Origin of the sequence: Pseudomonas sp. TH32, from assembly GCF_016650855.1 — a bacterium.
In the GTDB taxonomy this organism is placed as follows: Bacteria; Pseudomonadota; Gammaproteobacteria; order Pseudomonadales; family Pseudomonadaceae; genus Aquipseudomonas.
The window spans coordinates 694,944-718,001 of record NZ_JAEKFA010000002.1 but is presented as its reverse complement, the minus strand read 5'-3'; the positions used below and the strand labels follow the sequence as shown (position 1 = coordinate 718,001).

Below are 23,058 nucleotides of genomic sequence, written 5' to 3'. Positions count from 1 at the left end.
AGCAGGTTTTGGGGCCGCTTCGCAGCCCAACGGGGGACAAGCCCCCTCACCACAGAAGCTGCATCGCTGTACATCAGACAGCCAACAGACGCTCGCGCAACTTGCCAATCTCATCGCGCATCTGCGCCGCCGCTTCAAACTCCAGGTCCCGCGCCAACTGGTGCATCTTCTCTTCCAACTGGCGAATACGCTTGGTGATCTCGCTCGGCGAACGCAATTCGGCTTCGTACTTGGCGTTCTCCTCGGCCGCCTTGGCCATGCCCTTGCGCTTCTTGCTGCGCGAGCCCGGCACGGTGGCGCCTTCCATGATGTCGGCCACGTCCTTGAACACGCCCTTCGGTGTGATGCCGTTCGCAAGGTTGTAGGCAATCTGCTTGTCGCGACGACGCTCGGTCTCGCCAATCGCGCGCTCCATGGAACCGGTGATCCGGTCCGCATACAGAATCGCCCGGCCATTGAGGTTACGCGCCGCGCGGCCAATGGTCTGGATCAACGAGCGCTCGGAACGCAGGAAGCCCTCCTTGTCCGCATCCAGAATCGCCACCAGGGACACTTCCGGCATATCCAGACCTTCGCGCAGCAGGTTGATGCCCACCAGCACATCAAAGGTGCCCAGGCGCAGGTCGCGGATGATTTCCACGCGCTCCACGGTGTCGATGTCCGAGTGCAAATAACGCACACGCACGCCGTGGTCGGCCAGGTAATCGGTCAAGTCTTCAGACATGCGCTTGGTCAGCGTGGTGACCAGCACCCGCTCTTCCAGGGCCACACGCTTGGTGATTTCCGACAGCAAGTCGTCCACCTGAGTCAGCGCCGGGCGGATTTCGATTTGCGGGTCCACCAGGCCGGTCGGGCGCACCAGTTGTTCAATCACACGCCCGGCATGTTCGGCCTCGTAGTTGCCCGGCGTCGCCGAGACAAAAATCGTCTGCGGGCTGATGCCTTCGAACTCGTCGAAACGCATCGGCCGGTTATCCAGCGCCGACGGCAGGCGGAAGCCGTATTCCACCAGCGTTTCTTTACGCGAACGGTCACCTTTGTACATCGCGCCCACCTGCGGCACGCTGACGTGGGACTCGTCGATCACCAGCAAGGCGTCATCCGGCAGGTAATCAAACAGGGTGGGCGGCGCCTGGCCGGACTCGCGGCCCGAGAGGTAGCGCGAGTAGTTTTCGATGCCGTTGCAGTAGCCCAGCTCGAGGATCATCTCCAGGTCAAAGCGGGTGCGCTGCTCCAGGCGCTGGGCTTCCACCAGCTTGTTGTTGGAGCGCAGGTATTCCAGGCGCTCCACCAGTTCGCTCTTGATGCCCTCGATGGCGCCCATCAGGGTTTCACGCGGGGTCACGTAGTGGCTTTTCGGGTAGAAGGTGAAGCGCGGCAGTTTGCGGATCACTTCGCCGGTCAAAGGGTCGAACGCCGACAGGCTCTCGACTTCATCATCGAACAGCTCGATGCGGATCGCTTCCAGGTCGGATTCCGCCGGGTAGATGTCGATCACATCCCCACGCACGCGGAAGCTCGCCCGGGCGAAATCCATGTCGTTGCGGGTGTATTGCAGGCTCGTCAGGCGGCGCAGCAGTTCGCGCTGGTCGAGTTTGTCGCCACGGTCGACGTGCAGCACCATCTTCAAATAGGTTTCCGGGCTGCCCAGGCCGTAGATGCACGACACCGTGGTGACGATGATCGCGTCCTTGCGCTCCAGCAGCGCCTTGGTCGCCGACAGCCGCATCTGCTCGATGTGGTCGTTGATCGAGGCGTCTTTCTCGATAAAGGTGTCGGACGACGGCACGTAGGCTTCCGGCTGGTAGTAGTCGTAGTAGGAAACGAAGTACTCCACCGCGTTGTTCGGGAAGAACGCCTTGAACTCGCCATACAACTGCGCGGCCAGGGTCTTGTTCGGCGCCAGCACCAGGGTCGGGCGGTTCACCTGGGCGATCACGTTGGCAATGCTGAAGGTCTTGCCGGAGCCGGTCACCCCGAGCAAGGTCTGGTGCGCCAGGCCGGCCTCGATGCCCTCGACCATCAGGCGGATGGCTTCCGGTTGATCGCCGGCGGGCTCGAAGCGGGTGACTAGCTGGAAATCCGACATAACGTACCTCTTGAGTCACCCCGGGGCCGGAAAAAGCAGCGGGGACGAAAAAGACCGCGACCCGCGGCTGTTCGGCGCAGGTTGCAGGAAAAAACCATGATAGCTGTAGAAGTGGAGGCGAATGTGACGGGTTTCAAGGCAATCGTCCTACATGCCGTCGGCCACCAATGTTGCAATAAGACTAACGGTCGGTAAATAAACCGAAAAACTTGGCCGAAAAGCCGTTTCGGCTGTCGCCGTGAGCCCTGATGGCCTCTATACTAGCTCCCCGTTTGTGCACCGCTCTAGTGCATTCGGCTGGAGCGCGACACGTCCCTCCACTCTCTATAGAGCTGCCGCAAAAATGAGCCTGTTCTCCGCTGTCGAAATGGCACCACGCGATCCAATCCTGGGCCTCAACGAAGCATTCAACGCCGATACCCGAACCACCAAGGTCAACCTTGGCGTGGGCGTTTACTGCAACGAGGAGGGGAAGATTCCACTCTTGCGTGCCGTTGCCGAAGCGGAAGCCATTCGAGTGGCGCAACACGCCGCCCGTGGCTACTTGCCGATCGACGGTATCGTCGCCTACGACCAGGCCGTGCAAAAGCTGCTGTTCGGCGCTGAGTCGCCACTGATCAGCTCCGGCCGTGTGATCACCGCCCAGGCAGTCGGCGGCACCGGCGCTCTGAAAATCGGCGCAGACTTCCTCAAGCAACTGCTGCCCAACGCCGTCGTCGCCATCAGCGACCCGAGCTGGGAAAACCACCAGGCGCTGTTCGAAAAAGCCGGCTTCCCGGTACAGACCTATCGCTACTACGACGCCGCCACCCACGACGTCAACCGCGCCGGCCTGCTGGAAGACCTCAACGCCCTGCCGCCACAGTCCATCGTCGTGCTGCACGCCTGCTGCCACAACCCGACCGGCGTCGACCTGAGCCCGGCCGACTGGCAACAAGTGCTGGACGTGGTCAAGGCGAAAAACCTCGTGCCGTTCCTCGACATGGCCTACCAGGGCTTTGGCGACGGCATCGACGAAGACGCCGCGGCCGTGCGCCTGTTTGCTGAATCGGGCCTGACTTTCTTTGTGTCCAGCTCGTTCTCCAAGTCGTTCTCGCTGTACGGCGAGCGCGTGGGCGCCCTGTCCATCGTCACCGACTCCAAAGAAGAAAGCGCGCGCATCCTGTCCCAGGTCAAGCGTGTGATCCGCACCAACTACTCCAACCCGCCGACCCACGGCGCGGCGATCGTGGCAGCGGTGCTGAACAACCCTGAGCTGCGCGCCCAGTGGGAAGCGGAACTGGCCGAAATGCGCCTGCGCATCCGCGGCATGCGCGAGCAGATGGTGGCTGACCTGGCCAAGGCTGCACCGGGCCACGACTTCAGCTTCGTCGGTCGCCAGCGCGGGATGTTCTCCTACTCCGGCCTGAGCGTTGAGCAAGTGACCCGCCTGCGCAGCGAGTTTGGTATCTACGCGCTGGACACTGGCCGCATCTGTGTGGCGGCGTTGAACCAGAAGAACATCGATGCTGTGACCAAGGCCATCGTTCAGGTGCTGTAAGCCTGTTGTGATGCACAAAAAGGGGAAGCCGGTGGCTTCCCCTTTTTGTTGCTGAAACACTCTTTTCTGAACACCGAACCTGTGGTGAGGGGGCTTGTCCCCGTTGGGCTGCGCAGCGGCCCTAAAACCTGCCCCCGTGAACTTTCTGAATGAATGCGGTGCCTGAATCAGGGCCGCTTCGCGCCCCAGCGGGGGACAAGCCCCCTCACCACAGGATGGGTGGCTGCCTTGAGAAGTGGGTGGTGAGCCTTAAAAATTCGCTGCTTTCAGTCCGCTACCCCTAGACTGACAGCAAGACTGTCCCTTCCCCATGAGTACCCTATGAGAAACGACGACCTGGACCTGCGTGCAGACCGCGACGAACTGGACCACTTCACCCCGCGCCCAACCCCCGTCAAGCGCCAGAAAAGCCTGGTGCTGCAAGTCGCCCTCGGCGTTTTCCTCGGAGGCCTGGCGCTGTGGCTGGTGCAACTGGGCGCTGGCGCCCTGATGGCCAAACTGGCTTTGGGCACCTTCCAGTTCGGCGGCTGACAAAGACCCAATGTGGGAGCCGTCGAGCTTTAGCGAGGCCGCGATAGCGGTGGGTCAGGCACCCTCAATGTCGACTGTACCGACGCCATCGCAGCCTCGCTAAAGCTCGACAGCTCCCACAGGGGATCTACTCCCGCCTTCAGTCCGCTCTATTGTGGCCGGTGCAACTCGGTGCAAGCAGACACCCTGCAATTTGGCGGCCGACAAAGATCAAATGTGGGAGCCGTCGAGCTTTAGCGAGGCCGCGATAGCGGTGGGTCAGGCACCCTCAATACAGGAAACCTGTTACGCCTTCAGTCCACGCTCCTCCAGCAACCGCACAAAACTGTTCAAACTCTGCGACACGGTGCCCCGGCGCCAGATCAACCAGGTATTCAGTATCCGAAACGTATCGGTCAGCGGCCACACGCTTACCGTCGTAAACCCCGGCATGCTTTCCAGCATGCTGCGCGGCATCAGCGCCAGCCCCGCACCGGCGCTCACACACGCCAGCATCCCGTGATAAGACTCCATCTCGAAGATCTTCCCCGGCACCGCGCCATCCTGTGAGAACCAACGCTCGAAGTGGTGCCGGTACGAACAGTTCGAGCGAAACGTGTAGATGCTCTCCCCGCTCACATCCTGCCCCCGGGTGATCGGCGCATGGTGCAGCGGTGCAATCACCACCATCTCTTCCTCGAATACCGCCACGCCTTCGAGCGTCGCGTGCAGCACCGGCCCATCGACAAACGCCGCCGCCAGCCGCCCCGACAACACGCCCTCGATCATCGTCCCGGACGGCCCGGTGGTCAGGTCCAGCTCGACCTTGGCGTGTTTCTGGTTATACGCCGCCAGCAACGCCGGGATGCGCACCGCCGCCGTACTCTCCAGCGAGCCCAGGGCAAACGCGCCCTGAGGCTCCTCCCCGCCACCGTCGCACGTGCTTCCTGCACCAGGTCGAGAATGCGCCGGGCATAGCCAAGAAAATTCCACCCGGCCGGCGATAACCGCAGCCGGCTTTTCTCGCGAATAAACAAATCCACGCCCAGGTCCTGCTCCAACTGCTTGATCCGCGTGGTCAGGTTCGACGGCACCCGATGGATCAACTGCGCGGCGGCGCTGATGCTGCCTTGCTCGGCAACGGCTTTGAAAATTTCCAGCTGGACCAGATCCAAGTCATTCTCCAAACGTGAATGTATTGCTTAATATTATTCAGTTTCCGAAAAAGATACAGCCCCGTACGCTGACCTCCATTCCATTCACTGCGCAGGACGGTGCCATGAGCCAGATTTCTTCCCAGACCCACGCCTTGTCGATCAACCCCGCCAACGGTGAAACGGTCGCCAGCTACCCGTATGAAACCGAGGCGCAGCTGGATGCCGCCCTCACCCGCTCCATCAATGCCTTCCGCAACGGCCGCAATACGCCTGTCGCCCAGCGCGCCGAATTGCTGCTGGCCCTGGCCAGCACCCTGCGTGACCAGGCCGAAGAAATGGCCCAAATGATCACCCTGGAAATGGGCAAACCCATCGCCCAGGCCCGTGGCGAAATCGAAAAATGCGCGCAACTGGCCGAGTGGTACGCCGCCCACGGCCCGGCCATGCTCGCCCCGGAAGCCACCCTGGTGGACAACGGCACCGCCCAGATCGAATACCGCCCGCTGGGCCCGATCCTCGCCGTGATGCCGTGGAACTTCCCGGTGTGGCAAGTGCTGCGCGGCGCCGTACCGACCATGCTCAGCGGCAACACCTACGTGCTCAAACACGCGCCTAACGTGATGGGCAGCGCGTACCTGATGAAACAAGCCTTCCAGCGCGCCGGGTTCGCCGATGGCCTGTTCGAAGTGATCAACGTCACCCCGGACGGCGTGTCCAAAGCCATCGCCGACCCGCGCATCGCCGCCGTCACCCTCACCGGCAGCGTGCGTGCCGGCATGGCCATCGGCTCCCAGGCCGGTGCCGCCCTGAAGAAATGTGTACTGGAACTGGGCGGCTCCGACCCGTTCATCGTGCTCAACGACGCCAACCTCGACGAAGCCGTGCAAGCCGCCCTGATCGGCCGCTTCCAGAACTCCGGCCAGGTGTGCGCCGCCGCCAAGCGCCTGATCATCGAAGAAGGCGTGGTGGAAGCCTTCACCGCCAAATTTCTCGAAGCCAGCCGCAACCTGGTGATGGGCGACCCGACCGCCACCGACACCTACATCGGCCCGATGGCCCGCTTCGACCTGCGGGACGAACTCGACGGCCAGGTCCAGGCCACCCTGGCCGAAGGCGCCACCCTGCTGTTGGGCGGCCATAAAGTCGAAGGCGCAGGCAACTACTACGCCCCCACCGTGCTGGCCAACGTCACCGACCAGATGACCTCGTTCAAACAGGAACTGTTCGGGCCGGTCGCCTCCATCATCACCGCCCGCGATGCGGACCACGCCGTGGCCCTGGCCAACGACAGCGAGTTCGGCCTCACCGCCAGCGTGTTCACCACCGATCCGGAAAAGGCGCGCAGCATTGCCAACCAACTGGAAACCGGCGGCATCTTCATCAACGCCTACAGCGTGTCCGATCCTCGGGTCTCGTTTGGTGGCGTGAAAAAGAGCGGCTTCGGGCGGGAGTTGTCGCACTTCGGCGTGCGGGAATTCTGCAACGCGCAGACCGTGTGGCTGAACCGCAAGTAATCCAGGACCTGTTCTATCCACCCACAGGAAGAGAACCCAGGTAGCATTCGCTACCCGGGTCTTGCGACGAGAGTCAATCGCAGGGCGCCACCACGTTCATTCCAAACCAGGGACGGTAGGTAACATGGCTGAAGCGTTTCAACGGTTGGCAGACAGCATCGGCATCGAACTCCCCGAGCGCTTGTTGGCGCTCTTGAAAGCGGCCGAACTGAACCCACGTCTCCTCAGCTACTTTGTTGATTTCTTCTGGATAGATGTCGAGCAGGCCCAGCGGGAGATTGATGAGTGGCTCAACCCGATTGAGCAATCAGGTCGCACATTCCTGCCGTTTGCCACCAGCGGAGGCGGCGAGCATTACTGCTGGGTTCGACTTGAGAATGGCTGTTCGGGAGTGGTGCAGATTCTCCATTACGGGCAAACCACCTCACTCGCGCATGCGGACATTTCCTCATTCCTGACCAGTGAATACGTGTGCGTCGCCACCGACCTTTCATGGCTCGCGCCTCAAGCGGATGCCGGCGCCACACTGGCAAGTGAAGTCGAATTGATCCGCGCGGCACTGTCACCCAAGGACTACGCGTTTCTTCAGGAGCTGTTTGCCAGCCCGCGCGCCTCCCGAAGTTACAGACCGGGCCCGAGAAGCGCGCAGAAGATGGTTGACTCATTCATTTCCCAGGACGAAGCACAACGGATACTCGACACCCTGCGCAACCCGGTCCACAGCGAATTCGAAGTACTGCGTGACTGGATGCGCTAGCGGCCAGATTGGTTAAGCACCGTCACATATGCACTGAACATATCCGCCATCGCGTCCGCGTAGGCGATGATTTGCGTCTCGGTGCGCGGGCTTCCCGAGAACTCCTTTGCCACCGAGCTGAAGGTAGTAGCGATCAAATCGCACGCCAGTACGCGAGTGGCTTCCGGCACCTGCGGCAGCAATTCAAACATGAACGCCTGGAAGATGTTTTGTCCCTCCGCCCGAACCTCATGGGCCTCCGGCGCATCACGATAAAGCGGTGCCGCGTCGCTCAGGGCGACCCGCATCTGCGCCTCTTCACATTCCGAACGAATAAACGCATGCACCAGAGTGCGCAACCGCTCCAGCGGCGGTTGACTCACGTCCTCAAGAATCCGGCTGAGCATTTGCGAGGTTTGCTGCCACTCATCCGTCTGCAACCGGAACAGGATGGCCGCCTTGTTGGGGAAATACTGGTACACCGAGCCCACGCTGACGCCGGCCTTTTCCGCAACGCGGGCGGTGGTGAAACGGCTCGCGCCTTCCTTGGCCAAAACCTGAATAGCCGCTTCCAGAATGGCCGACACCAACTCGGTGGATCGCGCCTGTTTGGGCTCTTTGCGTGAGGAAATCTGCGAGGTCTGGCGGTCGGTCATGGCGCGTTCCTGCGGCTGGGCGAATGCGAATAGCGAATGTGACGAATTGTTCGCATACTTTAAATGCGACGAATCATTCGCATACTAGCCCGGCGCCTCCCGGCGCTCAACCTGCAACAGGACATCCCCATGAATACGCTTACCTCAGCCCCGATGGCGGCCCTGATTGAACGGCTGTACACACAGGCCGATGCCGTCTCGAGCCCTGTTTTCAGCACGATGCCCCACGAAGAACGCAACCGCCTGATGCACAGCAAGACTGAATACCTCGAACTCTACGGCCTGCTGAAAGACCTGTGGCTGCCGGTCTCCCGCGACACCGGCACCCTGCTGTACATGCTGGCACGCAGCGCAAAAGCCCGGGCCATCGTCGAGTTCGGCACCTCGTTCGGCCTGTCCACCCTGCACCTGGCGGCCGCCCTGCGGGACAACGGCGGCGGCACGCTGATCACCAGCGAGTTCGAGCCATCGAAGATCGTCCTGGCGCGGGAGCACCTGGTGCAAGGCGGCGTGAGCGACCTGGTGGATATTCGCGAAGGTGATGCCCTGGTCACACTCGCGAGCGGCCTGCCCGACAGCGTCGACCTGCTGCTGCTCGACGGCGCCAAGGCGCTGTATGGCGATGTACTCAGCCTGGTGGAAAGCCGCCTCAAGCCCGGCGCCTTGATCGTCGCCGACAACACCAACTACTGCCCCGACTACCTGGCCCGCGTGCGCTCCCCGGCACACGGCTACCTGTCGGTGCCGATCGGCGACGACGTCGAGCTTTCCGTACGCCTGGGCTAATGCCCCTCATCGGAGGATTCGAGGCACCCGTGCAAGAGTGCGAGGTTTATACTCGGCCCCCTCGCACTTAACTCACAGCCTTCGAAACGAGATACCCGATGAGCCTTTCTCTCTCTGCAACCCCTGCGCGCAAACCGGTCGCGCCACTGCTCGCGTTTGCCATCCTGGTGCTGGGCGCCGCCTTCCTGCAAAACAGCGTGGGCGCGCGCCAAGTGCTGTTGCTGGTGGTCGGCGCCGCGCTGGGCCTGACGCTGTACCACGCTGCGTTCGGCTTTACCTCGGCCTGGCGGGTGTTCATCACCGACCGGCGCGGCGCCGGTTTGCGTGCGCAGATGGTGATGCTGGCGATTGCCGTGGTGCTGTTCTTCCCTGCGCTGGGAGCCGGCACGCTGTTCGGCCAACCGGTGGTCGGGCTGGTGGCGCCGGCCGGGGTGTCGGTGGTGTTCGGGGCATTCATCTTCGGCATCGGCATGCAACTGGGCGGCGGCTGTGCGTCCGGCACCCTGTTCACCGTGGGCGGCGGTAATGCGCGCATGCTGGTGACCCTGTTGTTCTTTATCTGCGGCTCGTTGATCGCCACCCACCACGTCGACTGGTGGTTCTCGTTGCCGTCGTTCCCGGCCGTTTCCATCGTCAAAAGCTTCGGCGTCGTGCCGGCCTTGCTGCTGAGCCTGGCGGTGTTCGGGATCATCGCGGCCGTCACCGTGCGCCTGGAAAAAGGCCGTCACGGGCAACTCGAAACCGGCGTCACCCGCGAACACCAGGGCCTGCGCCGCTTCCTGCGCGGGCCATGGCCCTTGGTGTGGGGCGCGATTGGTTTGGCCCTGCTCAACTACGCCACCCTGGCACTGGCCGGGCGGCCGTGGGGCATCACCTCGGCGTTCGCCCTGTGGGGCGCCAAGGTCGCCAGCGGGTTGGGCGTGGACGTCGCCAGTTGGGCGTTCTGGCAAATGCCGGGCAATGCCAAAGCCCTGGCGGCGCCGGTGTGGGAAGACGTCACCAGCGTGATGGACATCGGCATCATCCTGGGTGCGCTGTTGGCCGCGGGCCTGGCCGGACGTTTCGCCCCCAGCCTGAAGATTCCGGCACGCTCGCTGTTCGCGGCGGTGATCGGTGGCCTGCTGCTGGGTTACGGCTCGCGCCTGGCGTATGGCTGCAACATCGGCGCGTACTTCAGCGGTATCGCGTCGGGCAGCCTGCATGGCTGGGTGTGGTTGGTGGCCGCGTTTGTCGGCAACAGCGTGGGCGTGCGGTTGCGGCCATTCTTCTTTGCGGGTGAGCGTCCGCAGGTAGCGTTGAGTGGTTGCTGATTACTGGGAGAACAAGGAGCCAGGACAATGATTTTGGTGGTCGAGGGCATCAGCGCCTGCGGGAAAACCACGTGGAGCGCCAAGCACGGTGGGCAACAGGTCATCGCCGAAAACGGACGTTTCGAGGGCGAACCGGACCGCCTGCAAGACCCGGCCGGCGCGGCGGCTTTCTGGGCAGAGCGAAACGTAGATCGTTGGCAGGCGGCACTCGCCATGGAAAAAACGTCTGCGTGGGCGCTGTGCGACAGCGATCCACTCAAGCTCCACTACATGTGGAGCCTCTGGCAGATCGGCGAGGCAAGTGAACAGGACTGGCTATTGGATTTGGCGGCCACCAGAGAAACGATCGCACAAGGGCGGATCGGCTTTGCCGACGGCTACATCGTTGGCCGGATCGACCCAGCACTGGCGCGGCAACGCGCTCAGGCAGACGCGACCCGCCGCCGGGGGAATTTCGAGCTTCACGTTCGCCTGCAAACCGCTCTTTTGAACTGGTACTCAGCCCTCGACAAGGCACTGCCAGGCAGAGTGCGATTCGATTTTCCGGCAGGCATTCCAGCGGTTGAAAACCTCGATGGGCGCTATGCGGTGAGCGCCTTTGACCAGATGATCGCGTCGCTCCCGCGTCCATCAAACTAAAAGGAAACCCGCCCAATGGACTTGGAACGTGCACGGAAACTGATACACGAAGTGATAGATCATGACTTCCCGGTTGACGGCCTCATCCTTGTGCTGGAAGCCGCCATTGAGTTGATTTCGCTTCCGGACAATGACTTCTGTTGGTCGAGGTGGGACGACGCAGCCCAGGCGAACGGAGAGTTGCTCGGCATGATCAACATGCTCAACGCAGGTGCGTTACCCGAAAAGACAAGTGTGAGTGTGCTGTTTGCGCCAACCGGCCCGCTGCAAGAAGTCAGCCTTAGCAGCGGCTGGGGAGAAGCTTTCCTCAGAGTGGCTTCGAGATACGATGAAGTTGAAGCGTTGCTGTGGTGATTTGAACGATCACCGGCTTTTTGAAATCACTCCACTCATGTACTCGTTCAAATCGCGAAAATCCTGAACCTTCCAGGAGAACGGCGACAGCTTCACACCGTTCTCCCGCAACGTTCTGGGAATCAGGTCGCCATTTGGGCGAAGAATGACGGATGACACGATAACGCCCGGATAATCATTCAGGCGTTTCTTGAACGCGGGCGTTGTCAGGTCAGGCGTAGGCGGGTTGCTTTTATTGGCCAACGGTCCTGAGCCCTTGATATCGGCCCCATGACACAGGCCACATCGCTGCACGTAGATGTTTTTTCCATTCACACTGTCCGCAAAGGACAGTGATGTTTGAACGAGCGCTAACATCCCCAACGAAGCGATGAATACTATTTTTGCTTTCACTGTTCCCTGTGACCTTGTTATATAAACCGGATGATTTTCCTTCGGGCCGCACTTGCTTGCAAGGATCGCCCAGAGAAACCAATGAACACTCAGCATGGAGCGAGTCGATTGAAAGCCGTTAGATGCCTGGCCCTTTTAGCACTGCCACTGTTTTCCGGGTGCTCTACCCTGGACAGCCTCAAGTCGTTTACCACTGCGTATAAAGAACCGCAAAACCCGACCACCAGCCGACTGAGAGTGATCACTGACCAAGTGGTGCGGTTAATACCAGATACCCGTTGCGTCAACTGGGATTTGCCGGGTGCCGACATGGTCAACGCCAGGAGCGCGGCCCCGTTGAATGATAAAACCTTCAACGACAAGCGCCTGGAAATCCCGGGGGCCGAGGCTGGGAAAAACAGCGCCGAAGTGTATGTCCAACCCGACAGGCCGCTGACGGTGGTCTACACAGGTTCCGCCCGCCGGTATGAATGCTTCTACAGCGTTTACTTTGTGCCTGAAGCCGGTGCGGACTATGAGGCAACCTCAGCGCTCTGCACGATCGCCATTCATAAGATCGTCAAGAATGCGGCCACAGGGGAAGTCAGTCGCGAGCCGGTTAAAAACGACCAGGCCAAGGTGTGCCCCTCGGTGTCCCCCATCTAATCTGCGACACGAGCCGTTATCCACTCGCGGCTGTAAGCAAGCACGCGGCTGGACATCGCCGTCGGAAAATGAATAAACCCGTGGGCAGACGCCGGTAAAAGGAACACCTCGGACTCTGCCCAGCGATTACCCATCTGCAGCGTATCGTCGAGCAACGGGTCCAGCTCTCCCACAAACATCAGCGCCGGCGGCAGCCCGGCAAAGTCGCCATACAACGGTGACAACGGCGGCAGGCGCCGCTGCTCATCGCTCAAGCCCGGCGTCAGCAGGCGCAGCGCCTCAACCATGCCCGGGCCATCCAGCAACAACGTGTCCGGCCCCGCTGCGCGCACGCTGGGGGTGCCGGTCAAATCGTAGACGCCGTAATACAGCACCGCCCCGCTCACCCGTGCCAGCAACGCCGGCCATTGCTTCAGCGCCAGCAACGTCGCCGCCGCCAAATGCCCACCGGCAGATTCGCCGACGACGATCACCGGCAGGCCGGCAAACTCCTCGCAGTCCCCGAGCAACCAGCGCGCCGCCGCCAAGCAGTCCTCCATCAGCCCTTCAACCGGCGTATTGACGGCGAGCCGATAATCCACCGACACCACCGCCACGTCGCACGCCTTCACCATCGCCACGTTCAGGTCATCATCCATCTGCGCATTACCGATTACCCAGCCGCCGCCGTGGATGTCCAGCACCACGCCCTTGGCTTTTCCATTCGGCCGAATAATGCGCACCGGCACTGAAGCGCCGCCCACACCGACCACACGTGTTTGCGCCTGAAGCCCATGCTTGAGCAATTTATTCGCGCCGCCCATTTGGCTGGCCCGCAACAGCGCCTGGATCACCCGGGGCGTGACGCGATTGCGGATGCGAAAGCGCGGCAACCAGGCGAGCTTTTTGTTGAAGCGCTGCATTTGCGCCACTTCACCCTCGCCCGCCGGCCATAGCTTGTGGTTCGCCAATTCGAAGTTCCTCTTCAGCGGTTATTGCGCAAGATGGAAAAATTCAACGCAGCCGCAACGCTGAGCCACACGAGGTAAGGGAACAGAATCAGCCCGGTGATCAGGTCCAGCCGCACGGTCAGCAGCACCATGGCGGCGACCACCAGCCACAGCAGCGTGAGAATCACCATGCCCGCGAGAATGCGGTGGGCGCCGAAGAACACGGGCGTCCACAGGGTATTCAGCGCAATCTGCGCGGCCCATAGCGCCAGCACGATTTCGCTGCCGGGGATCAGGGTCAGGCGGTAGCCGGCCCAGGCCAGCAGCAGGTAGATGATCGACCAGGCGACCGGGAACAGCCAGTTGGGTGGGGTAAAGCCGGGTTTGACGAGGGTGGCGTACCACTCGCCCGGCTTGAAGATAATGCCGGTGCTCGCGGCGGCGGCGCAGGCCAGAAGAAAAATGCACAACGTCAGCATAATCGGTCCTTAGCTGGGAGCAGCTACCTGGAGAAGAAAGCAATGACGGCGGTTTCAGGGTTGGACGCTCAGCGAAGCAAAAAGTGTATTTTTCTTTGCTCCGCACGCCGGCACACATGCGCTAGCTGAACGCGATATAGACAGGCTGTTGCTCCACCGCCGCCTGCTCACACGCACGGACCAGATCCCGCACGCAGTAAAGTCGCCAGCCCTTCCCCGCGCCCCACTTGGCGGCCACATCATCAAGGGATGCCGCCTCATCCCGCGCGGCCCGCTCCCAATCATCGTGGCCGATCTCGGCGATCAAGCGTGTCTGGTAGTCCTGCAAAAAGGGAAGCAAGCCCTGGGCATGATCAACCTCCAGCAGCACAACGTCTGCCGTATCGAGTTGCTGCCTGGCCGCCTCGACCCAGTCACGCGCCTGCAACGGAAGCGCGTCCAACACCGCCTCAAAGGCCGACCCGGACTTGTCGCTGCCCTGAAACGAACCACACCCGATATCGCCACCTGCCATGTCGTTCTCCTTGAGAGTTATTCATGTGCGCCGGGTTACTGGCGGCGATTACTTTTCCGGGCAGGGATTGAACACTTCCGTCGCCGCCACCGCAGACACATACGGAATTTTCGTACCCGGGACCATCCCGACGGAGTAGGCGTTTTTGCCCGTTTCGCGCACATAGGTCTTATCCGTGGTCAGATCGCCCGGCTGGTTTTCACCCAGCAGGTAATCCAGAAACTGGATCTTCACCGGCGTGTTGAACTGCCCTTCGGCCGTCAGCGGAATGATCTGAGCAGCGCCCGCCCGCGTGAAGGCGAAAAACGCCGCGGCGGCTTCACGACTGCGGAAGGTTTTGACGCACAGTACATCGCGGGTACGCAGCGTGATGAAACGCTTATAGCTGCCACCGGAATAGGTACTCAGAATCAAGCCATCGTCCACCAGAACGCCCAGGCCCTGAGTGGCACGGCACTGGCCATCGCCGCCATTCTCCGAGCCGTAGGGCAGGTAGCACCAGTTGGTCTGGCTCAAGGCCCGCACCGAGCCGGGGGCAATCTGCAGGTCGCGCTCGATTTGCTGGCGGGCTTCGGGGGTTTGATACGGAATGCTGCAGCCACTGAGGATCAGGGCCAGTACCACGAACAACAGGCGATAAGAGCGCATAGGTTTTCCATAACGGGCACGGCAGGTCGTTGCGCGGGTTGCCAGGGGGTCATTCCTTTGAAAGCTGCGCAGGTTCTGTCACATTCTACGACAAGTGCCTGAGGGCGTACCGGCTGGTGGTTCCGTTTGCGGGGTAAGGGAGGCTGTGCGTTGACCGCAGCACCTTGCTCCATTGCCTACGCTTGCGTCAGAATCCGCCGGCTTGTGCACCTGGGTGGTCATCTCTAAGGTTGCTCGGTCGCTGAAAACTCAGTGACCGGGTTTAGTAGCCCTGCTTTGAATACTTACGTGCATGAACCTCATCCTCCAGACGTCTCGTCTGTGCTTGATGGTGGCTGTGCGTAGGGCGCCCTCGGGCGCGCCGGCTTTAAGTATTCACCGGTCTACTAACCTGCGCACAGCTGCCACCCTTTCGTTTAGTAGCGACGAGGTGGCGGCCCGACTCAGGAATACTTATATGTTCAAAATAACGCCGAATCCTCCGAAAGCCCCAGATTTAAAGCTCTATCAAGCGGCCGAACGCGCCCTTGATCACTATCTGAATCCCGCCACTGAAAGCGCCCCGGATTCAAACGCCCTCTTCAGCGTCAGCTCCGGCGCCAGCAACGAAACCCTGATCGCCAACAGCTACGAAACCGTCTCCTCCGTCAGCGCCCTGCTGCTCGACCTGTCCGACGAACTGACCGGCAAAGACCGCGACGTGGCATTGGCCATACACCAACTGAGCGAATTGAGCGTATTGCTGATCGGCAAACTGATGGACCGCGAAACACCTCGGGCGTAAAGCCCAACGCGGTCCTGCGGGACTAGCCCTTCAACTCACCCAACCGATTACTCGCCGCGTCGTGGTATGCCTCATACAACGACGCGGCGAGAGGAGCACGGTGCATTCAGCCATTGCTGAACCCCGCCTGGTTCGTTGTAATGAGCCGAGTCGAAACCCAAAAGGTGATTCATGGAAGCTGATCCGCTGTGCCTCGTATTTGTACCCGCCCTCGTAGCCGTTCTCACCGCCGCTGAAGACAGAAAGGGCTCACCTCTTACTGAGGCTGAGGTCTGTGATATTCGAGACAGGGCGGTTTGTATCACCCTTCCCTTCAGCGTTGCGCTTGATATGGAAAAGCAGCGCGGCTATCCCGATCTGATTGCGGAGAATTGCTGGAGTGAATGGCAAAACCACAAAGGTCGTTGATCTATAAAGACCGCGACGTGGAATAGGCCATTCACCCGCTGAGCGAGTCGAGCGTATTGCTGATCGGCAAACTGATGGACCGCGAAACACCTCAGGCGTAGAGCCCAACGCAGTCCTTCGGGATTAGCCCTTCAACTCACCCAACCGATTGCTCGCCGCGTCGTCGTATGCAACGTACAACGACTCGGCGATTTGGCTTTTGATGGCTTTGGCGCTTTCCAGACCCAATACAAAACCTTCAGCCTTGCCGCCTGCGCGGTTCAGGTCTTCCTTTGTGTCAGCACCGGTGATCGCGTCGAGGAGCTTGATGGCCTGAGGGCCTACGCCTTTTGGGAGGCTGATTTGGTCGATGCTCATTGGGATGCCTCGGATGGGGTGCGGGATGGGGTGGTGCGGGGTGAAGAGGTCATGGGCGATGCCTTGAGATTGAGGTCGGTAGCGCGTGCAACCACTGCCGGGGGGCATGGTAGACCGGTATGGGAGAAAGGGGTGGTTTTGGTTGCGATCTGACTCATAATCTCTACAGTCCACCTGCCGATCTAGGGCTGTCTTGGATGATGGCAAAATGCTATTTTCACCGTCAATCACACATTCTACCTTCGGTGAAAATATGGAAATTGGTAATACAACAGCCGCAAGCTCCGCCATCGCAACTGGTGCAGTAGCAGGGATAGCAAATGCCACAATGGTTTATGGGGGAGCGGTTGCAGCAGCGAACGCGGCAGGATTAACGGGTGCGGCAGCAACTACTTCTGCGTTAGCAACTCTCGGAGGAGGTGCAGTTGCTGCCGGCGGTGGCGGAATGGCTGCTGGGGTAGTAACCGTGGCCAGTGCAGCAGCATGGCCAGCTGCTGCGATAGCAGTTGCAGGGTACGGGGGTTATCGATTGTACAAGTGGCTCAAATAAGAAAACCACAACATCAAGGACTAACAAAAGGGCATATATTTTTTTGATCAATTAATGCTCTACGCCCCCCTAACAAAAGCAACAAAAAATCCCGTATGTATTTTCTACTGACAAGTAACTACCCATGACCATGACCATGACAGAGTTCGAACTAGCAAGTCTACTGCACGATCTTTATTCCAAAAGAGAGTATGACCATAAAATTTACAGAGACAACTACACAGTTCATCATAGCTTTTCCTTCAAACTGCCGAACCATAATAGCTTTATCAAAGTATTTGAAGCAGCTCAAACTATTTTCCCTGACGATGATAATGCGCTCAGCGCAAGAAGCTATACAAATCAAGACGGAAATTTAGAGTTAGTAAGGATTTTCAAAATTCCCTTTCGCTATGATTTCCTATACAAAGGCAAAGCAAAAGGAAAATACCTTACCAACTCAGCTAACGCCGAACTACTTTTAGCACTAAGAAAATATAACGCAAAAGCTCAATTAAGTTCGGATCACCGAAACAGTGTTCATCGCGCAATAGAGAACCTGATTGCAGACTTGAGTGAGTTTTTAAAAAACTCGGTGGGAAGCTTAAAAAAAACACGAAAGATGATCCATATCTTTGAAAAAACAAAAAGGGATGGATTTGTTTTCAATCAAATAAATCCGTCCCCTTTCGCCCCCTCAGAATCGTGGTCAGCAACACCTCCTCCGCCGCAGCTGGCATTAATATATTGAAAGCGATTTTCCATGAGGCATTTTTGAGCAAATAAGAAGCTGTGTTGAGCAGTCACTATCTGCCAGCGGAAATCGGGGTCAGACCACCATTATTTTAAATGTGGTCTGACCCCGATTTTCGTGCCCCAATTTTCGGAACAATCGTTAGGGCCAAAGATGAGTTTCTGCGTATGTCTTCATTAAGAAAAGTACATCTGGCCCACCTATGTCTTGATACTCGAATCTTTTCGTACCGACATCCGTAAGGTCTATGCGTATTCCGCCAAATTCGTAGAGCCTAGCATAACGGGCTCTGTGAATATTCCAGCGCGGCTCGGCAATGTCATGAGCGAACGCGTTACGGATTTGATACGTGACGCCGATAAATTGATCGATTTCAGTGATAATCTCATCGGAAAGCGCATGTCCCGCTTCTTCTCGACAACGGTTAAGCGTGATTGCTGCGGCGCCAAATGTAATAACCAAATTGTTCTGTAGCGCCAAGATTAAATCATCAGGAGTATCTAAGACTTTATCCGGCAATACTAGAACCATACCACCACCTTGAAATATCAGTGGGCGATCTAGTTCATCGAGATCGATCTTCCCATCAAGTGCGTAGTCGTAAAGTTTCCACGCGAGAGCGAGTTGCCTGAACGCAGTATCAACGTAATTCATGATGCTTCCATGGTTGTTGAGAGTTTCAGCTCCACTCGAAAATTGAGAGCATAAACTGAGGCCAGACCGCCACTAGTTCAAATGTGGTCTGACGCCAGTTTTGTGACCCCAGTTTTGCAGCTGTAAAAATGTCCGCTTCGACCAAATGCAACTGTGGCGCCATGGGCAGAAGTGTTAGGAAGAAACCAGTATACGAGGCGTATCGTTGGTAAGCCCACCAACTAATAGCGCCTAGGCTATTTTTAGCCCAGGCGCTATACCCTCAGGAAAATAGTCTGGAAGCGTCGAAATCTAAACCCGCCTCTTTCATCTCCATAACAAGCCGCTTTTGCCATCCCTCGTGCGGATCAAGCTCCGTGTACACAACCCCGAAAAGGTCAGATGGAATCTCCACGTCGCCTTTCCTAAGGAGGCATACACGGCCTCGGCCAAGCTTACCGGCAAAATATCCTAGCTCGAAAATTACATTCTGCCGCGCCCGTGCCGAGGGCGCATCCGCCGTTACAGACCCGCCAACATCGTCTGGCGTTAGCAGTACAACGGCGTAACCGACTTCAGCGGAATGCTCAAATTTTTCAATGATAGTTCTGCCGCGATCAGGTTGCTCTTGAAGAACGATTGACTCTAATCCCAATCGGTCAAGAAATCTAGCTAGCATATGTTTAGCCCCTTCATCATGACCATGGACGATGAAGACCCTATTAGACGGAACAATAGATTTGGCTAGTGACGCATTGCTGATCTTGACGTGAGACTTATAATCCCTCGCAAACGGAATAACTACTTGAGCAACAAAAGCATGAAAACCGGAAATCATCTTCTTACTACCATTACTAAAGAAGTGATATCCAAAGTTTAATGCATAGTCCGGATCAGCCGCAAGCTTTTGGATCAGCAATATAGTCAAGCCAAGTTTTAGCTTATCATCTTCCGGCCACGCTAGTCGATGACTGCCAGCAAAACCTCCGCCAGTACCTTCGCTCTTCGTCAAAAAACCTTCAAGATCTGCATTCTTTGTTAAAGTGGCATTTACTGGTTCGAGTTCGGAACTAGATAAAAGCCGCGCGAGTTTTTTCAACGGTACTTCATATGTTTGGGACTGGGAGGATTGCAGATCTAACACGCAATTATTAATTTGGGTAAAGATATCGGAGGAACTCATTTGTTTTCCCCTGTTAGACGCTTCGCGGCTGCCTGCTCAATTATCCGCGCTCGATAATTTTCTTTCATACCTTCAATTAGAGGTCCTACAAAGGGATTGGCCGCATAAGCTCCTACACGCTGATCAATAGTATCGCTGACTTCCTGTATTGCATGCTCGATGCTAGCAGGATCGAAAGGATCGAAATTGATCGTACAAAGAGTGCCGTCTAGTTCTTTAAGCGCAATTTGCGCCTGTTTCAAATCGCGTTGCAACTGATCCAACCCTTTGATCATCATGCTCACCCAATCCGTGATAATGGCATTTTGGCACAGCTGATCGTGCCACAACGGACAGGGAGCACGGGAGTCCTAGAGATCTAAACCGATGAGTGGTGATAGCGCACGATGGTTATAAGAGTCGTCTCTTAGTAGGAGGTCTATGCCGCCTGTGTTGCTGGCCAGAAACAATCGTCTCGGGCGTCCGCAAGCGGTCGCTAGTGAAGGATAGCCATCCGCCAAAATCTGCTATCCCGTTCGCCTCATAAAAAACTATCTCTGTGAGGTAACCAACGAAAACCACCAACCGCGCGCACTCCCCTATCGCAATCCTGTCGAAAACTTGCCTAATCCTCCGACCTTTCACCCCCTCGCATAGCGCCCCCCGGACCTACGGTCTAGAGTCAATCCAGTATCCCTCTACACTACTCAAGCTACGTGCGTTCGAACCAAACGGGCCATCGATGCCCAGCGGCGGAGCCCAGCCTCGCCGCCTGAAAAATACTAAAAAAATGCAACACCAACCGATGATCAGCGGGTGAGCCATGGAATTACGAATTAACCAGCAGACCCACCAAGTCGATGCAGAACCCGACACGCCTCTGCTCTGGGTCATCCGCGACAACCTGGGCATGACCGGTACCAAATACGGCTGCGGCCTGGCGCAGTGCGGTGCGTGCTCCGTGCTGGTGGACGGCAACGTGGTGCGCTCTTGCGTCACGCCGGTCTCCGGGGTGGTTGGTCGGGAGATCACGACCATCGAAGCCATCGAGTCGGATGATGTGGGCAAGCGGGTCGTTGCCACGTGGGTCGAGTATCAGGTCGCTCAGTGCGGTTACTGCCAGTCCGGCCAGGTGATGGCGGCCACGGCGCTGCTCAAGCACACGCCCAAGCCGAGCGATGCGCAGATTGAGGCGGCGATGGTCAATCTCTGCCGCTGTGGCACCTATAACGCCATTCATGCGGCGGTGCATGACCTTGCGAAGGGAGAGGCCTGATGAACGTTCGCATTGATCCCGCTGCCCTGCCCTTGGTCGCAGCGTTGACTGATCCGGTGAACCTGTCGCGCCGGCGTTTCCTGGCCAGCACGGCCGTGGGTGCGCTGGTGATTGGTTTTGGTCTGCCGCTGGGTTCTGGCCGGGTGCAGGCGGCCACTGCGGCCGCCGCCGGTGAGCGCGGTACGCAGGTGCCGGCGTTCCTGGAGATTCGGCCAGACAACACGATTCGTTTGCTCAGCCCGTTTATCGAAGGCGGCCAGGGTACGTTCACGGCGATGGCACAGATTGTCGGCGAGGAGTTGGACGCCGACCCGGCCACGTTCCTGGTGGAGTGTGCCCCGCCCGGCGAGGCCTTTGTGGTGATGGAGAATGGCATGCGTATCACCGGCGGCAGTATGTCGGTGCGCATGAGTTACCCGACGATGCGCCGGCTCGGGGCGTTGGCCCGGGCGATGTTGCTGGAGGCCGGGGCGCAGGCGTTGAAGGTGCCGGTGGGCGAGTTGTCGACCGAGCCGGGCAAGGTGGTGCACGCGGCCTCCGGGCGCTCCCTCACGTATGGCGAGTTGGCCGGGCGGGCGATGGACCTGCCGGTGCCGGACGTGGCCAGTGTGAAGCTGCGCGACCCGAGCCAGTTCCGCTGGATCGGCAAGCCGGTGAAGCGTCTGGATGCGTATGACAAGTCCACCGGCAAGGCGCTGTACAGCATTGATATGAAGGTGGACGGCATGCTCCACGCGGCGGTGCAGCATGCGCCCCGCCTGGGCATGACGGTGCGCAGCCTGCGCAACGAGGACCAGGTCAAGGCCATGCCGGGGGTGCATTCGGTGCACCGCCTGCCGGGTGCGGTGGCGGTGGTGGCTGAGCGTTGGTGGCATGCCAAGCGTGCGGTGGAGTCGATTCAGGTCGACTGGCTGGAGCCTGCGGCCGACTCGAAAGTACGCGGGATGCCGAAGGACTTTTCCAGCGACGAGCATTTCAAGCGCCTCGCTGCAGAAACCGGCCCGGTCCGGGATGATGAGAACGAGGGTGATGTGGCCGGCACGCTGGCCAATGCCAAGACCAAGGTCGAGGCCACGTACCACAACCAGTATCTGCACCATGCCCAGCTGGAGCCGCCTTCGGCGCTGGCGAGTTTCAATGCTGACGGTTCGCTGGAGATCTGGTTGCCGAATCAGGCGCAGGATATGTTCCTGGCCGATATCGCCAAGCGCACTGGCCTGGCGCCGGAGCGGATTACCCTGCATTCGCCGTTGTTGGGCGGGTTTTTCGGGCGGCATTTCCTGTATGACTCGGCCAGCCCTTACCCGCAGGCCATTGAGTTGGCCAAGGCGGTCGGGCGTCCGGTGAAGATGATCTGGAGCCGTGAAGAAGAATTCCTGCGGGACGTGCTGCGCCCGGTGGCGGCGGTGAATTTCCGTGGGGCGCTGGACGGTGACGGCTGGCCGGTGGCGATTGAGGCGGTGAGTGCCACCGAGGGGCCGACCGAGGCCCTGGCCGGTAAACAGGGCGAGAAGCTCGACCCGACGGCGCTGGAGGGCTTGTCAGGGAAGTCGTATGCGATTCCCAACAAGCGCATCGCGCAAATTTATGTGAAGGGCCCGGTGATGCTGGGCTATTGGCGGTCGGTGGGTAACTCGCTGAACGACTTTTTCTACGAGTCGTTTCTGGATGAGCTGGCCGACAAGGGCGGCAAAGACCCGTTCGAGTTGCGCCTGCATCTGCTGCGGGATAACCAGCGGCTGACCACGCTGCTGAAGGCGGTGGGCGAGTTGTCGGGTGGCTGGAAACGCGGCCCGTTTGTCGCCGAAGACGGCAGCAAGCGTGCGCGCGGGGTGGCGATGGCGTCGCCGTTCGGCACGCAGACGGCGGTGATTGCCGAGGTGTCGATCGAGAACGGGCAGGTGAAGGTGCATGACATCTGGCAGGCGATCGACCCGGGCAGCATCGTCAACCCGGCGATTGTCGAGGCGCAGGTGAATGGAGCGGTGTCGTTGGGCTTGTCCCAGGTGCTGTTGGAAGAGGCGGTGTATGTGGACGGCTTGCCTCGGGCGCGTAACTACGATTTGTACCCGGTGCTGCCGCCTTCGCGGATGGCGCGGGTGCACGTGCGCGTGATCGAGAGCGGGGAAAAAATGGGCGGCATTGGCGAACCGCCGTTGCCGGCCGTGGCACCCGCCGTGGCCAACGCCGTTGCGGCGTTGACGGGGCAGCGCGTGCGCAGCATGCCGTTAAGCCGCCACTCCTTTACCTGACCGG

25 protein-coding genes and 1 pseudogene are annotated in these 23,058 nt (G+C 59.2%); 14 read left to right on the top strand and 12 right to left on the bottom strand.

The features are described from left to right. Positions 1 to 73: 73 nt before the first annotated feature. Complete coding sequence (gene uvrB / locus JFV30_RS07035) at positions 74 to 2,089, bottom strand: excinuclease ABC subunit UvrB (protein WP_201122699.1); 2,016 nt, start codon at positions 2,087 to 2,089, stop codon at positions 74 to 76. A gap of 343 nt (positions 2,090 to 2,432) precedes the next feature. Between uvrB and JFV30_RS07030 the strand changes: the two genes are divergently transcribed. Together JFV30_RS07030 and JFV30_RS07025 are read left to right on the top strand one after the other, a co-directional pair. Continuing rightward, positions 2,433 to 3,629 carry an amino acid aminotransferase gene (locus tag JFV30_RS07030; RefSeq protein ID WP_017478783.1) on the top strand — a complete coding sequence of 399 codons (1,197 nt, stop codon included), beginning with the start codon at positions 2,433 to 2,435 and terminating at the stop codon, positions 3,627 to 3,629. Positions 3,630 to 3,950: 321 nt separating this feature from the next. Continuing rightward, the gene (locus JFV30_RS07025) at positions 3,951 to 4,160 is read left to right on the top strand and encodes a hypothetical protein (protein WP_169387631.1); all 210 of its coding nucleotides are present in this window, start codon (positions 3,951 to 3,953) and stop codon (positions 4,158 to 4,160) included. 285 nt (positions 4,161 to 4,445) lie between these two features. Here JFV30_RS07025 and ptrR read toward each other — a convergent pair. Continuing rightward, positions 4,446 to 5,314, bottom strand: a pseudogene (gene ptrR, locus JFV30_RS07020) (putrescine utilization regulator PtrR). 104 nt (positions 5,315 to 5,418) lie between these two features. On the opposite strand from ptrR, the gene JFV30_RS07015 reads away from it, so the two are divergent. Together JFV30_RS07015 and JFV30_RS07010 are read left to right on the top strand one after the other, a co-directional pair. After that, positions 5,419 to 6,810 carry an aldehyde dehydrogenase family protein gene (locus JFV30_RS07015; protein ID WP_201122696.1) on the top strand — a complete coding sequence of 464 codons (1,392 nt, stop codon included), beginning with the start codon at positions 5,419 to 5,421 and terminating at the stop codon, positions 6,808 to 6,810. Positions 6,811 to 6,934: 124 nt separating this feature from the next. Further along, positions 6,935 to 7,567, top strand: coding sequence for a hypothetical protein (locus tag JFV30_RS07010; RefSeq protein ID WP_201122694.1), 633 nt, complete (start codon positions 6,935 to 6,937; stop codon positions 7,565 to 7,567). Here JFV30_RS07010 and JFV30_RS07005 read toward each other — a convergent pair. Continuing rightward, entirely contained in the window at positions 7,564 to 8,202 is a 639-nt protein-coding gene (locus JFV30_RS07005) for a TetR family transcriptional regulator (protein ID WP_201122692.1), read from the bottom strand. The genes JFV30_RS07010 and JFV30_RS07005 overlap by 4 nt on opposite strands. 129 nt (positions 8,203 to 8,331) lie before the next feature. Here JFV30_RS07005 and JFV30_RS07000 point away from each other — a divergent pair, with 129 nt between their 5' ends. The 4 genes from JFV30_RS07000 (at position 8,332) to JFV30_RS06985 (ending at position 11,291) form a co-directional block, all read left to right on the top strand. After that, positions 8,332 to 8,988 (top strand): O-methyltransferase, encoded by a 657-nt coding sequence (locus JFV30_RS07000; protein WP_201122690.1) that lies wholly within the window; start codon positions 8,332 to 8,334, stop codon positions 8,986 to 8,988. A gap of 98 nt (positions 8,989 to 9,086) precedes the next feature. Further along, on the top strand, positions 9,087 to 10,298 hold the full coding sequence (locus JFV30_RS06995; protein ID WP_201122688.1) for a YeeE/YedE family protein: 1,212 nt from the start codon (positions 9,087 to 9,089) through the stop codon (positions 10,296 to 10,298). 27 nt (positions 10,299 to 10,325) lie between these two features. Then, the gene (locus JFV30_RS06990; protein WP_201122686.1) at positions 10,326 to 10,937 is read left to right on the top strand and encodes a hypothetical protein; all 612 of its coding nucleotides are present in this window, start codon (positions 10,326 to 10,328) and stop codon (positions 10,935 to 10,937) included. Positions 10,938 to 10,952: 15 nt separating this feature from the next. Next, positions 10,953 to 11,291 carry a hypothetical protein gene (locus JFV30_RS06985; RefSeq protein ID WP_201122684.1) on the top strand — a complete coding sequence of 113 codons (339 nt, stop codon included), beginning with the start codon at positions 10,953 to 10,955 and terminating at the stop codon, positions 11,289 to 11,291. A 9-nt stretch (positions 11,292 to 11,300) separates the two neighbouring features. On the opposite strand, the gene JFV30_RS06980 is transcribed toward JFV30_RS06985, so the two are convergent. Further along, a complete protein-coding gene (locus JFV30_RS06980; protein WP_207201941.1) occupies positions 11,301 to 11,648 on the bottom strand; it encodes a c-type cytochrome in 348 nt (115 codons plus the stop codon). A gap of 117 nt (positions 11,649 to 11,765) precedes the next feature. On the opposite strand from JFV30_RS06980, the gene JFV30_RS06975 reads away from it, so the two are divergent. Then, positions 11,766 to 12,329, top strand: coding sequence for a hypothetical protein (locus JFV30_RS06975; RefSeq protein ID WP_201122682.1), 564 nt, complete (start codon positions 11,766 to 11,768; stop codon positions 12,327 to 12,329). Here the strand turns inward: JFV30_RS06975 and JFV30_RS06970 are convergent. The 4 genes from JFV30_RS06970 to JFV30_RS06955 all read right to left on the bottom strand — a co-directional run bounded on the left by JFV30_RS06970 (position 12,326) and on the right by JFV30_RS06955 (position 14,899). Next, entirely contained in the window at positions 12,326 to 13,231 is a 906-nt protein-coding gene (locus tag JFV30_RS06970; RefSeq protein ID WP_201126136.1) for an alpha/beta hydrolase fold domain-containing protein, read from the bottom strand. The two genes, JFV30_RS06975 and JFV30_RS06970, sit on opposite strands and share 4 nt — an antisense overlap. Positions 13,232 to 13,293: 62 nt before the next feature. Next, positions 13,294 to 13,734 (bottom strand): tryptophan-rich sensory protein TspO, encoded by a 441-nt coding sequence (gene tspO / locus JFV30_RS06965; RefSeq protein ID WP_201126135.1) that lies wholly within the window; start codon positions 13,732 to 13,734, stop codon positions 13,294 to 13,296. A gap of 124 nt (positions 13,735 to 13,858) precedes the next feature. Beyond that, positions 13,859 to 14,251, bottom strand: coding sequence for a hypothetical protein (locus tag JFV30_RS06960; RefSeq protein ID WP_201122680.1), 393 nt, complete (start codon positions 14,249 to 14,251; stop codon positions 13,859 to 13,861). Between the two features lie 48 nt (positions 14,252 to 14,299). Beyond that, positions 14,300 to 14,899: a hypothetical protein gene (locus JFV30_RS06955; protein ID WP_201122678.1), complete on the bottom strand. Its 600-nt coding sequence runs from the start codon at positions 14,897 to 14,899 to the stop codon at positions 14,300 to 14,302. A 457-nt stretch (positions 14,900 to 15,356) separates the two neighbouring features. On the opposite strand from JFV30_RS06955, the gene JFV30_RS06950 reads away from it, so the two are divergent. Beyond that, the gene (locus JFV30_RS06950) at positions 15,357 to 15,683 is read left to right on the top strand and encodes a DUF6124 family protein (protein WP_201122676.1); all 327 of its coding nucleotides are present in this window, start codon (positions 15,357 to 15,359) and stop codon (positions 15,681 to 15,683) included. A gap of 171 nt (positions 15,684 to 15,854) precedes the next feature. Next, the gene (locus tag JFV30_RS06945; RefSeq protein ID WP_201122674.1) at positions 15,855 to 16,091 is read left to right on the top strand and encodes a hypothetical protein; all 237 of its coding nucleotides are present in this window, start codon (positions 15,855 to 15,857) and stop codon (positions 16,089 to 16,091) included. Positions 16,092 to 16,214: 123 nt separating this feature from the next. Here the strand turns inward: JFV30_RS06945 and JFV30_RS06940 are convergent, their stop codons facing one another. Continuing rightward, positions 16,215 to 16,448 carry a hypothetical protein gene (locus JFV30_RS06940; RefSeq protein WP_003214497.1) on the bottom strand — a complete coding sequence of 78 codons (234 nt, stop codon included), beginning with the start codon at positions 16,446 to 16,448 and terminating at the stop codon, positions 16,215 to 16,217. A 674-nt stretch (positions 16,449 to 17,122) separates the two neighbouring features. Here JFV30_RS06940 and JFV30_RS06935 point away from each other — a divergent pair. After that, positions 17,123 to 17,728 carry a hypothetical protein gene (locus tag JFV30_RS06935; protein WP_201122672.1) on the top strand — a complete coding sequence of 202 codons (606 nt, stop codon included), beginning with the start codon at positions 17,123 to 17,125 and terminating at the stop codon, positions 17,726 to 17,728. A 144-nt stretch (positions 17,729 to 17,872) separates the two neighbouring features. On the opposite strand, the gene JFV30_RS06930 is transcribed toward JFV30_RS06935, so the two are convergent. The 3 genes from JFV30_RS06930 to JFV30_RS06920 form a co-directional block, all read right to left on the bottom strand. Further along, positions 17,873 to 18,385 carry a hypothetical protein gene (locus JFV30_RS06930; RefSeq protein WP_201122669.1) on the bottom strand — a complete coding sequence of 171 codons (513 nt, stop codon included), beginning with the start codon at positions 18,383 to 18,385 and terminating at the stop codon, positions 17,873 to 17,875. Positions 18,386 to 18,647: 262 nt separating this feature from the next. Beyond that, the gene (locus JFV30_RS06925) at positions 18,648 to 19,547 is read right to left on the bottom strand and encodes a TIR domain-containing protein (RefSeq protein WP_201122667.1); all 900 of its coding nucleotides are present in this window, start codon (positions 19,545 to 19,547) and stop codon (positions 18,648 to 18,650) included. Next, complete coding sequence (locus JFV30_RS06920) at positions 19,544 to 19,825, bottom strand: hypothetical protein (protein ID WP_242487033.1); 282 nt, start codon at positions 19,823 to 19,825, stop codon at positions 19,544 to 19,546. Before JFV30_RS06920 ends, JFV30_RS06925 begins: the two co-directional genes overlap by 4 nt. Before the next feature lie 524 nt (positions 19,826 to 20,349). Between JFV30_RS06920 and JFV30_RS06915 the strand changes: the two genes are divergently transcribed. Then, positions 20,350 to 20,802 (top strand): (2Fe-2S)-binding protein, encoded by a 453-nt coding sequence (locus tag JFV30_RS06915; RefSeq protein WP_169387611.1) that lies wholly within the window; start codon positions 20,350 to 20,352, stop codon positions 20,800 to 20,802. After that, positions 20,802 to 23,054 carry a xanthine dehydrogenase family protein molybdopterin-binding subunit gene (locus JFV30_RS06910; protein ID WP_201122665.1) on the top strand — a complete coding sequence of 751 codons (2,253 nt, stop codon included), beginning with the start codon at positions 20,802 to 20,804 and terminating at the stop codon, positions 23,052 to 23,054. Before JFV30_RS06915 ends, JFV30_RS06910 begins: the two co-directional genes overlap by 1 nt. Positions 23,055 to 23,058 lie beyond the last annotated feature (4 nt).

What these genes read in the sequence shown, in the direction of transcription:
- JFV30_RS06910 (WP_201122665.1), top strand. Translation starts at nt 20,802, where the DNA reads ATGAACGTTCGCATTGATCCCGCTGCCCTGCCCTTGGTCGCAGCGTTG.
- JFV30_RS06920 (WP_242487033.1), bottom strand. Translation starts at nt 19,825, where the DNA reads ATGATGATCAAAGGGTTGGATCAGTTGCAACGCGATTTGAAACAGGCG.
- JFV30_RS06960 (WP_201122680.1), bottom strand. Translation starts at nt 14,251, where the DNA reads ATGGCAGGTGGCGATATCGGGTGTGGTTCGTTTCAGGGCAGCGACAAG.
- JFV30_RS07005 (WP_201122692.1), bottom strand. Translation starts at nt 8,202, where the DNA reads ATGACCGACCGCCAGACCTCGCAGATTTCCTCACGCAAAGAGCCCAAA.
- JFV30_RS06970 (WP_201126136.1), bottom strand. Translation starts at nt 13,231, where the DNA reads ATGCAGCGCTTCAACAAAAAGCTCGCCTGGTTGCCGCGCTTTCGCATC.
- JFV30_RS07010 (WP_201122694.1), top strand. Translation starts at nt 6,935, where the DNA reads ATGGCTGAAGCGTTTCAACGGTTGGCAGACAGCATCGGCATCGAACTC.
- uvrB (WP_201122699.1), bottom strand. Translation starts at nt 2,089, where the DNA reads ATGTCGGATTTCCAGCTAGTCACCCGCTTCGAGCCCGCCGGCGATCAA.
- JFV30_RS06930 (WP_201122669.1), bottom strand. Translation starts at nt 18,385, where the DNA reads ATGAATTACGTTGATACTGCGTTCAGGCAACTCGCTCTCGCGTGGAAA.
- JFV30_RS06925 (WP_201122667.1), bottom strand. Translation starts at nt 19,547, where the DNA reads ATGAGTTCCTCCGATATCTTTACCCAAATTAATAATTGCGTGTTAGAT.
- JFV30_RS06940 (WP_003214497.1), bottom strand. Translation starts at nt 16,448, where the DNA reads ATGAGCATCGACCAAATCAGCCTCCCAAAAGGCGTAGGCCCTCAGGCC.
- JFV30_RS06945 (WP_201122674.1), top strand. Translation starts at nt 15,855, where the DNA reads ATGGAAGCTGATCCGCTGTGCCTCGTATTTGTACCCGCCCTCGTAGCC.
- JFV30_RS06980 (WP_207201941.1), bottom strand. Translation starts at nt 11,648, where the DNA reads ATGTTAGCGCTCGTTCAAACATCACTGTCCTTTGCGGACAGTGTGAAT.
- JFV30_RS07030 (WP_017478783.1), top strand. Translation starts at nt 2,433, where the DNA reads ATGAGCCTGTTCTCCGCTGTCGAAATGGCACCACGCGATCCAATCCTG.
- JFV30_RS06995 (WP_201122688.1), top strand. Translation starts at nt 9,087, where the DNA reads ATGAGCCTTTCTCTCTCTGCAACCCCTGCGCGCAAACCGGTCGCGCCA.
- JFV30_RS06915 (WP_169387611.1), top strand. Translation starts at nt 20,350, where the DNA reads ATGGAATTACGAATTAACCAGCAGACCCACCAAGTCGATGCAGAACCC.
- JFV30_RS06975 (WP_201122682.1), top strand. Translation starts at nt 11,766, where the DNA reads ATGAACACTCAGCATGGAGCGAGTCGATTGAAAGCCGTTAGATGCCTG.
- JFV30_RS07025 (WP_169387631.1), top strand. Translation starts at nt 3,951, where the DNA reads ATGAGAAACGACGACCTGGACCTGCGTGCAGACCGCGACGAACTGGAC.
- JFV30_RS06935 (WP_201122672.1), top strand. Translation starts at nt 17,123, where the DNA reads ATGACCATGACCATGACAGAGTTCGAACTAGCAAGTCTACTGCACGAT.
- JFV30_RS06950 (WP_201122676.1), top strand. Translation starts at nt 15,357, where the DNA reads ATGTTCAAAATAACGCCGAATCCTCCGAAAGCCCCAGATTTAAAGCTC.
- JFV30_RS07015 (WP_201122696.1), top strand. Translation starts at nt 5,419, where the DNA reads ATGAGCCAGATTTCTTCCCAGACCCACGCCTTGTCGATCAACCCCGCC.
- JFV30_RS06985 (WP_201122684.1), top strand. Translation starts at nt 10,953, where the DNA reads ATGGACTTGGAACGTGCACGGAAACTGATACACGAAGTGATAGATCAT.
- JFV30_RS06990 (WP_201122686.1), top strand. Translation starts at nt 10,326, where the DNA reads ATGATTTTGGTGGTCGAGGGCATCAGCGCCTGCGGGAAAACCACGTGG.
- JFV30_RS07000 (WP_201122690.1), top strand. Translation starts at nt 8,332, where the DNA reads ATGAATACGCTTACCTCAGCCCCGATGGCGGCCCTGATTGAACGGCTG.
- JFV30_RS06955 (WP_201122678.1), bottom strand. Translation starts at nt 14,899, where the DNA reads ATGCGCTCTTATCGCCTGTTGTTCGTGGTACTGGCCCTGATCCTCAGT.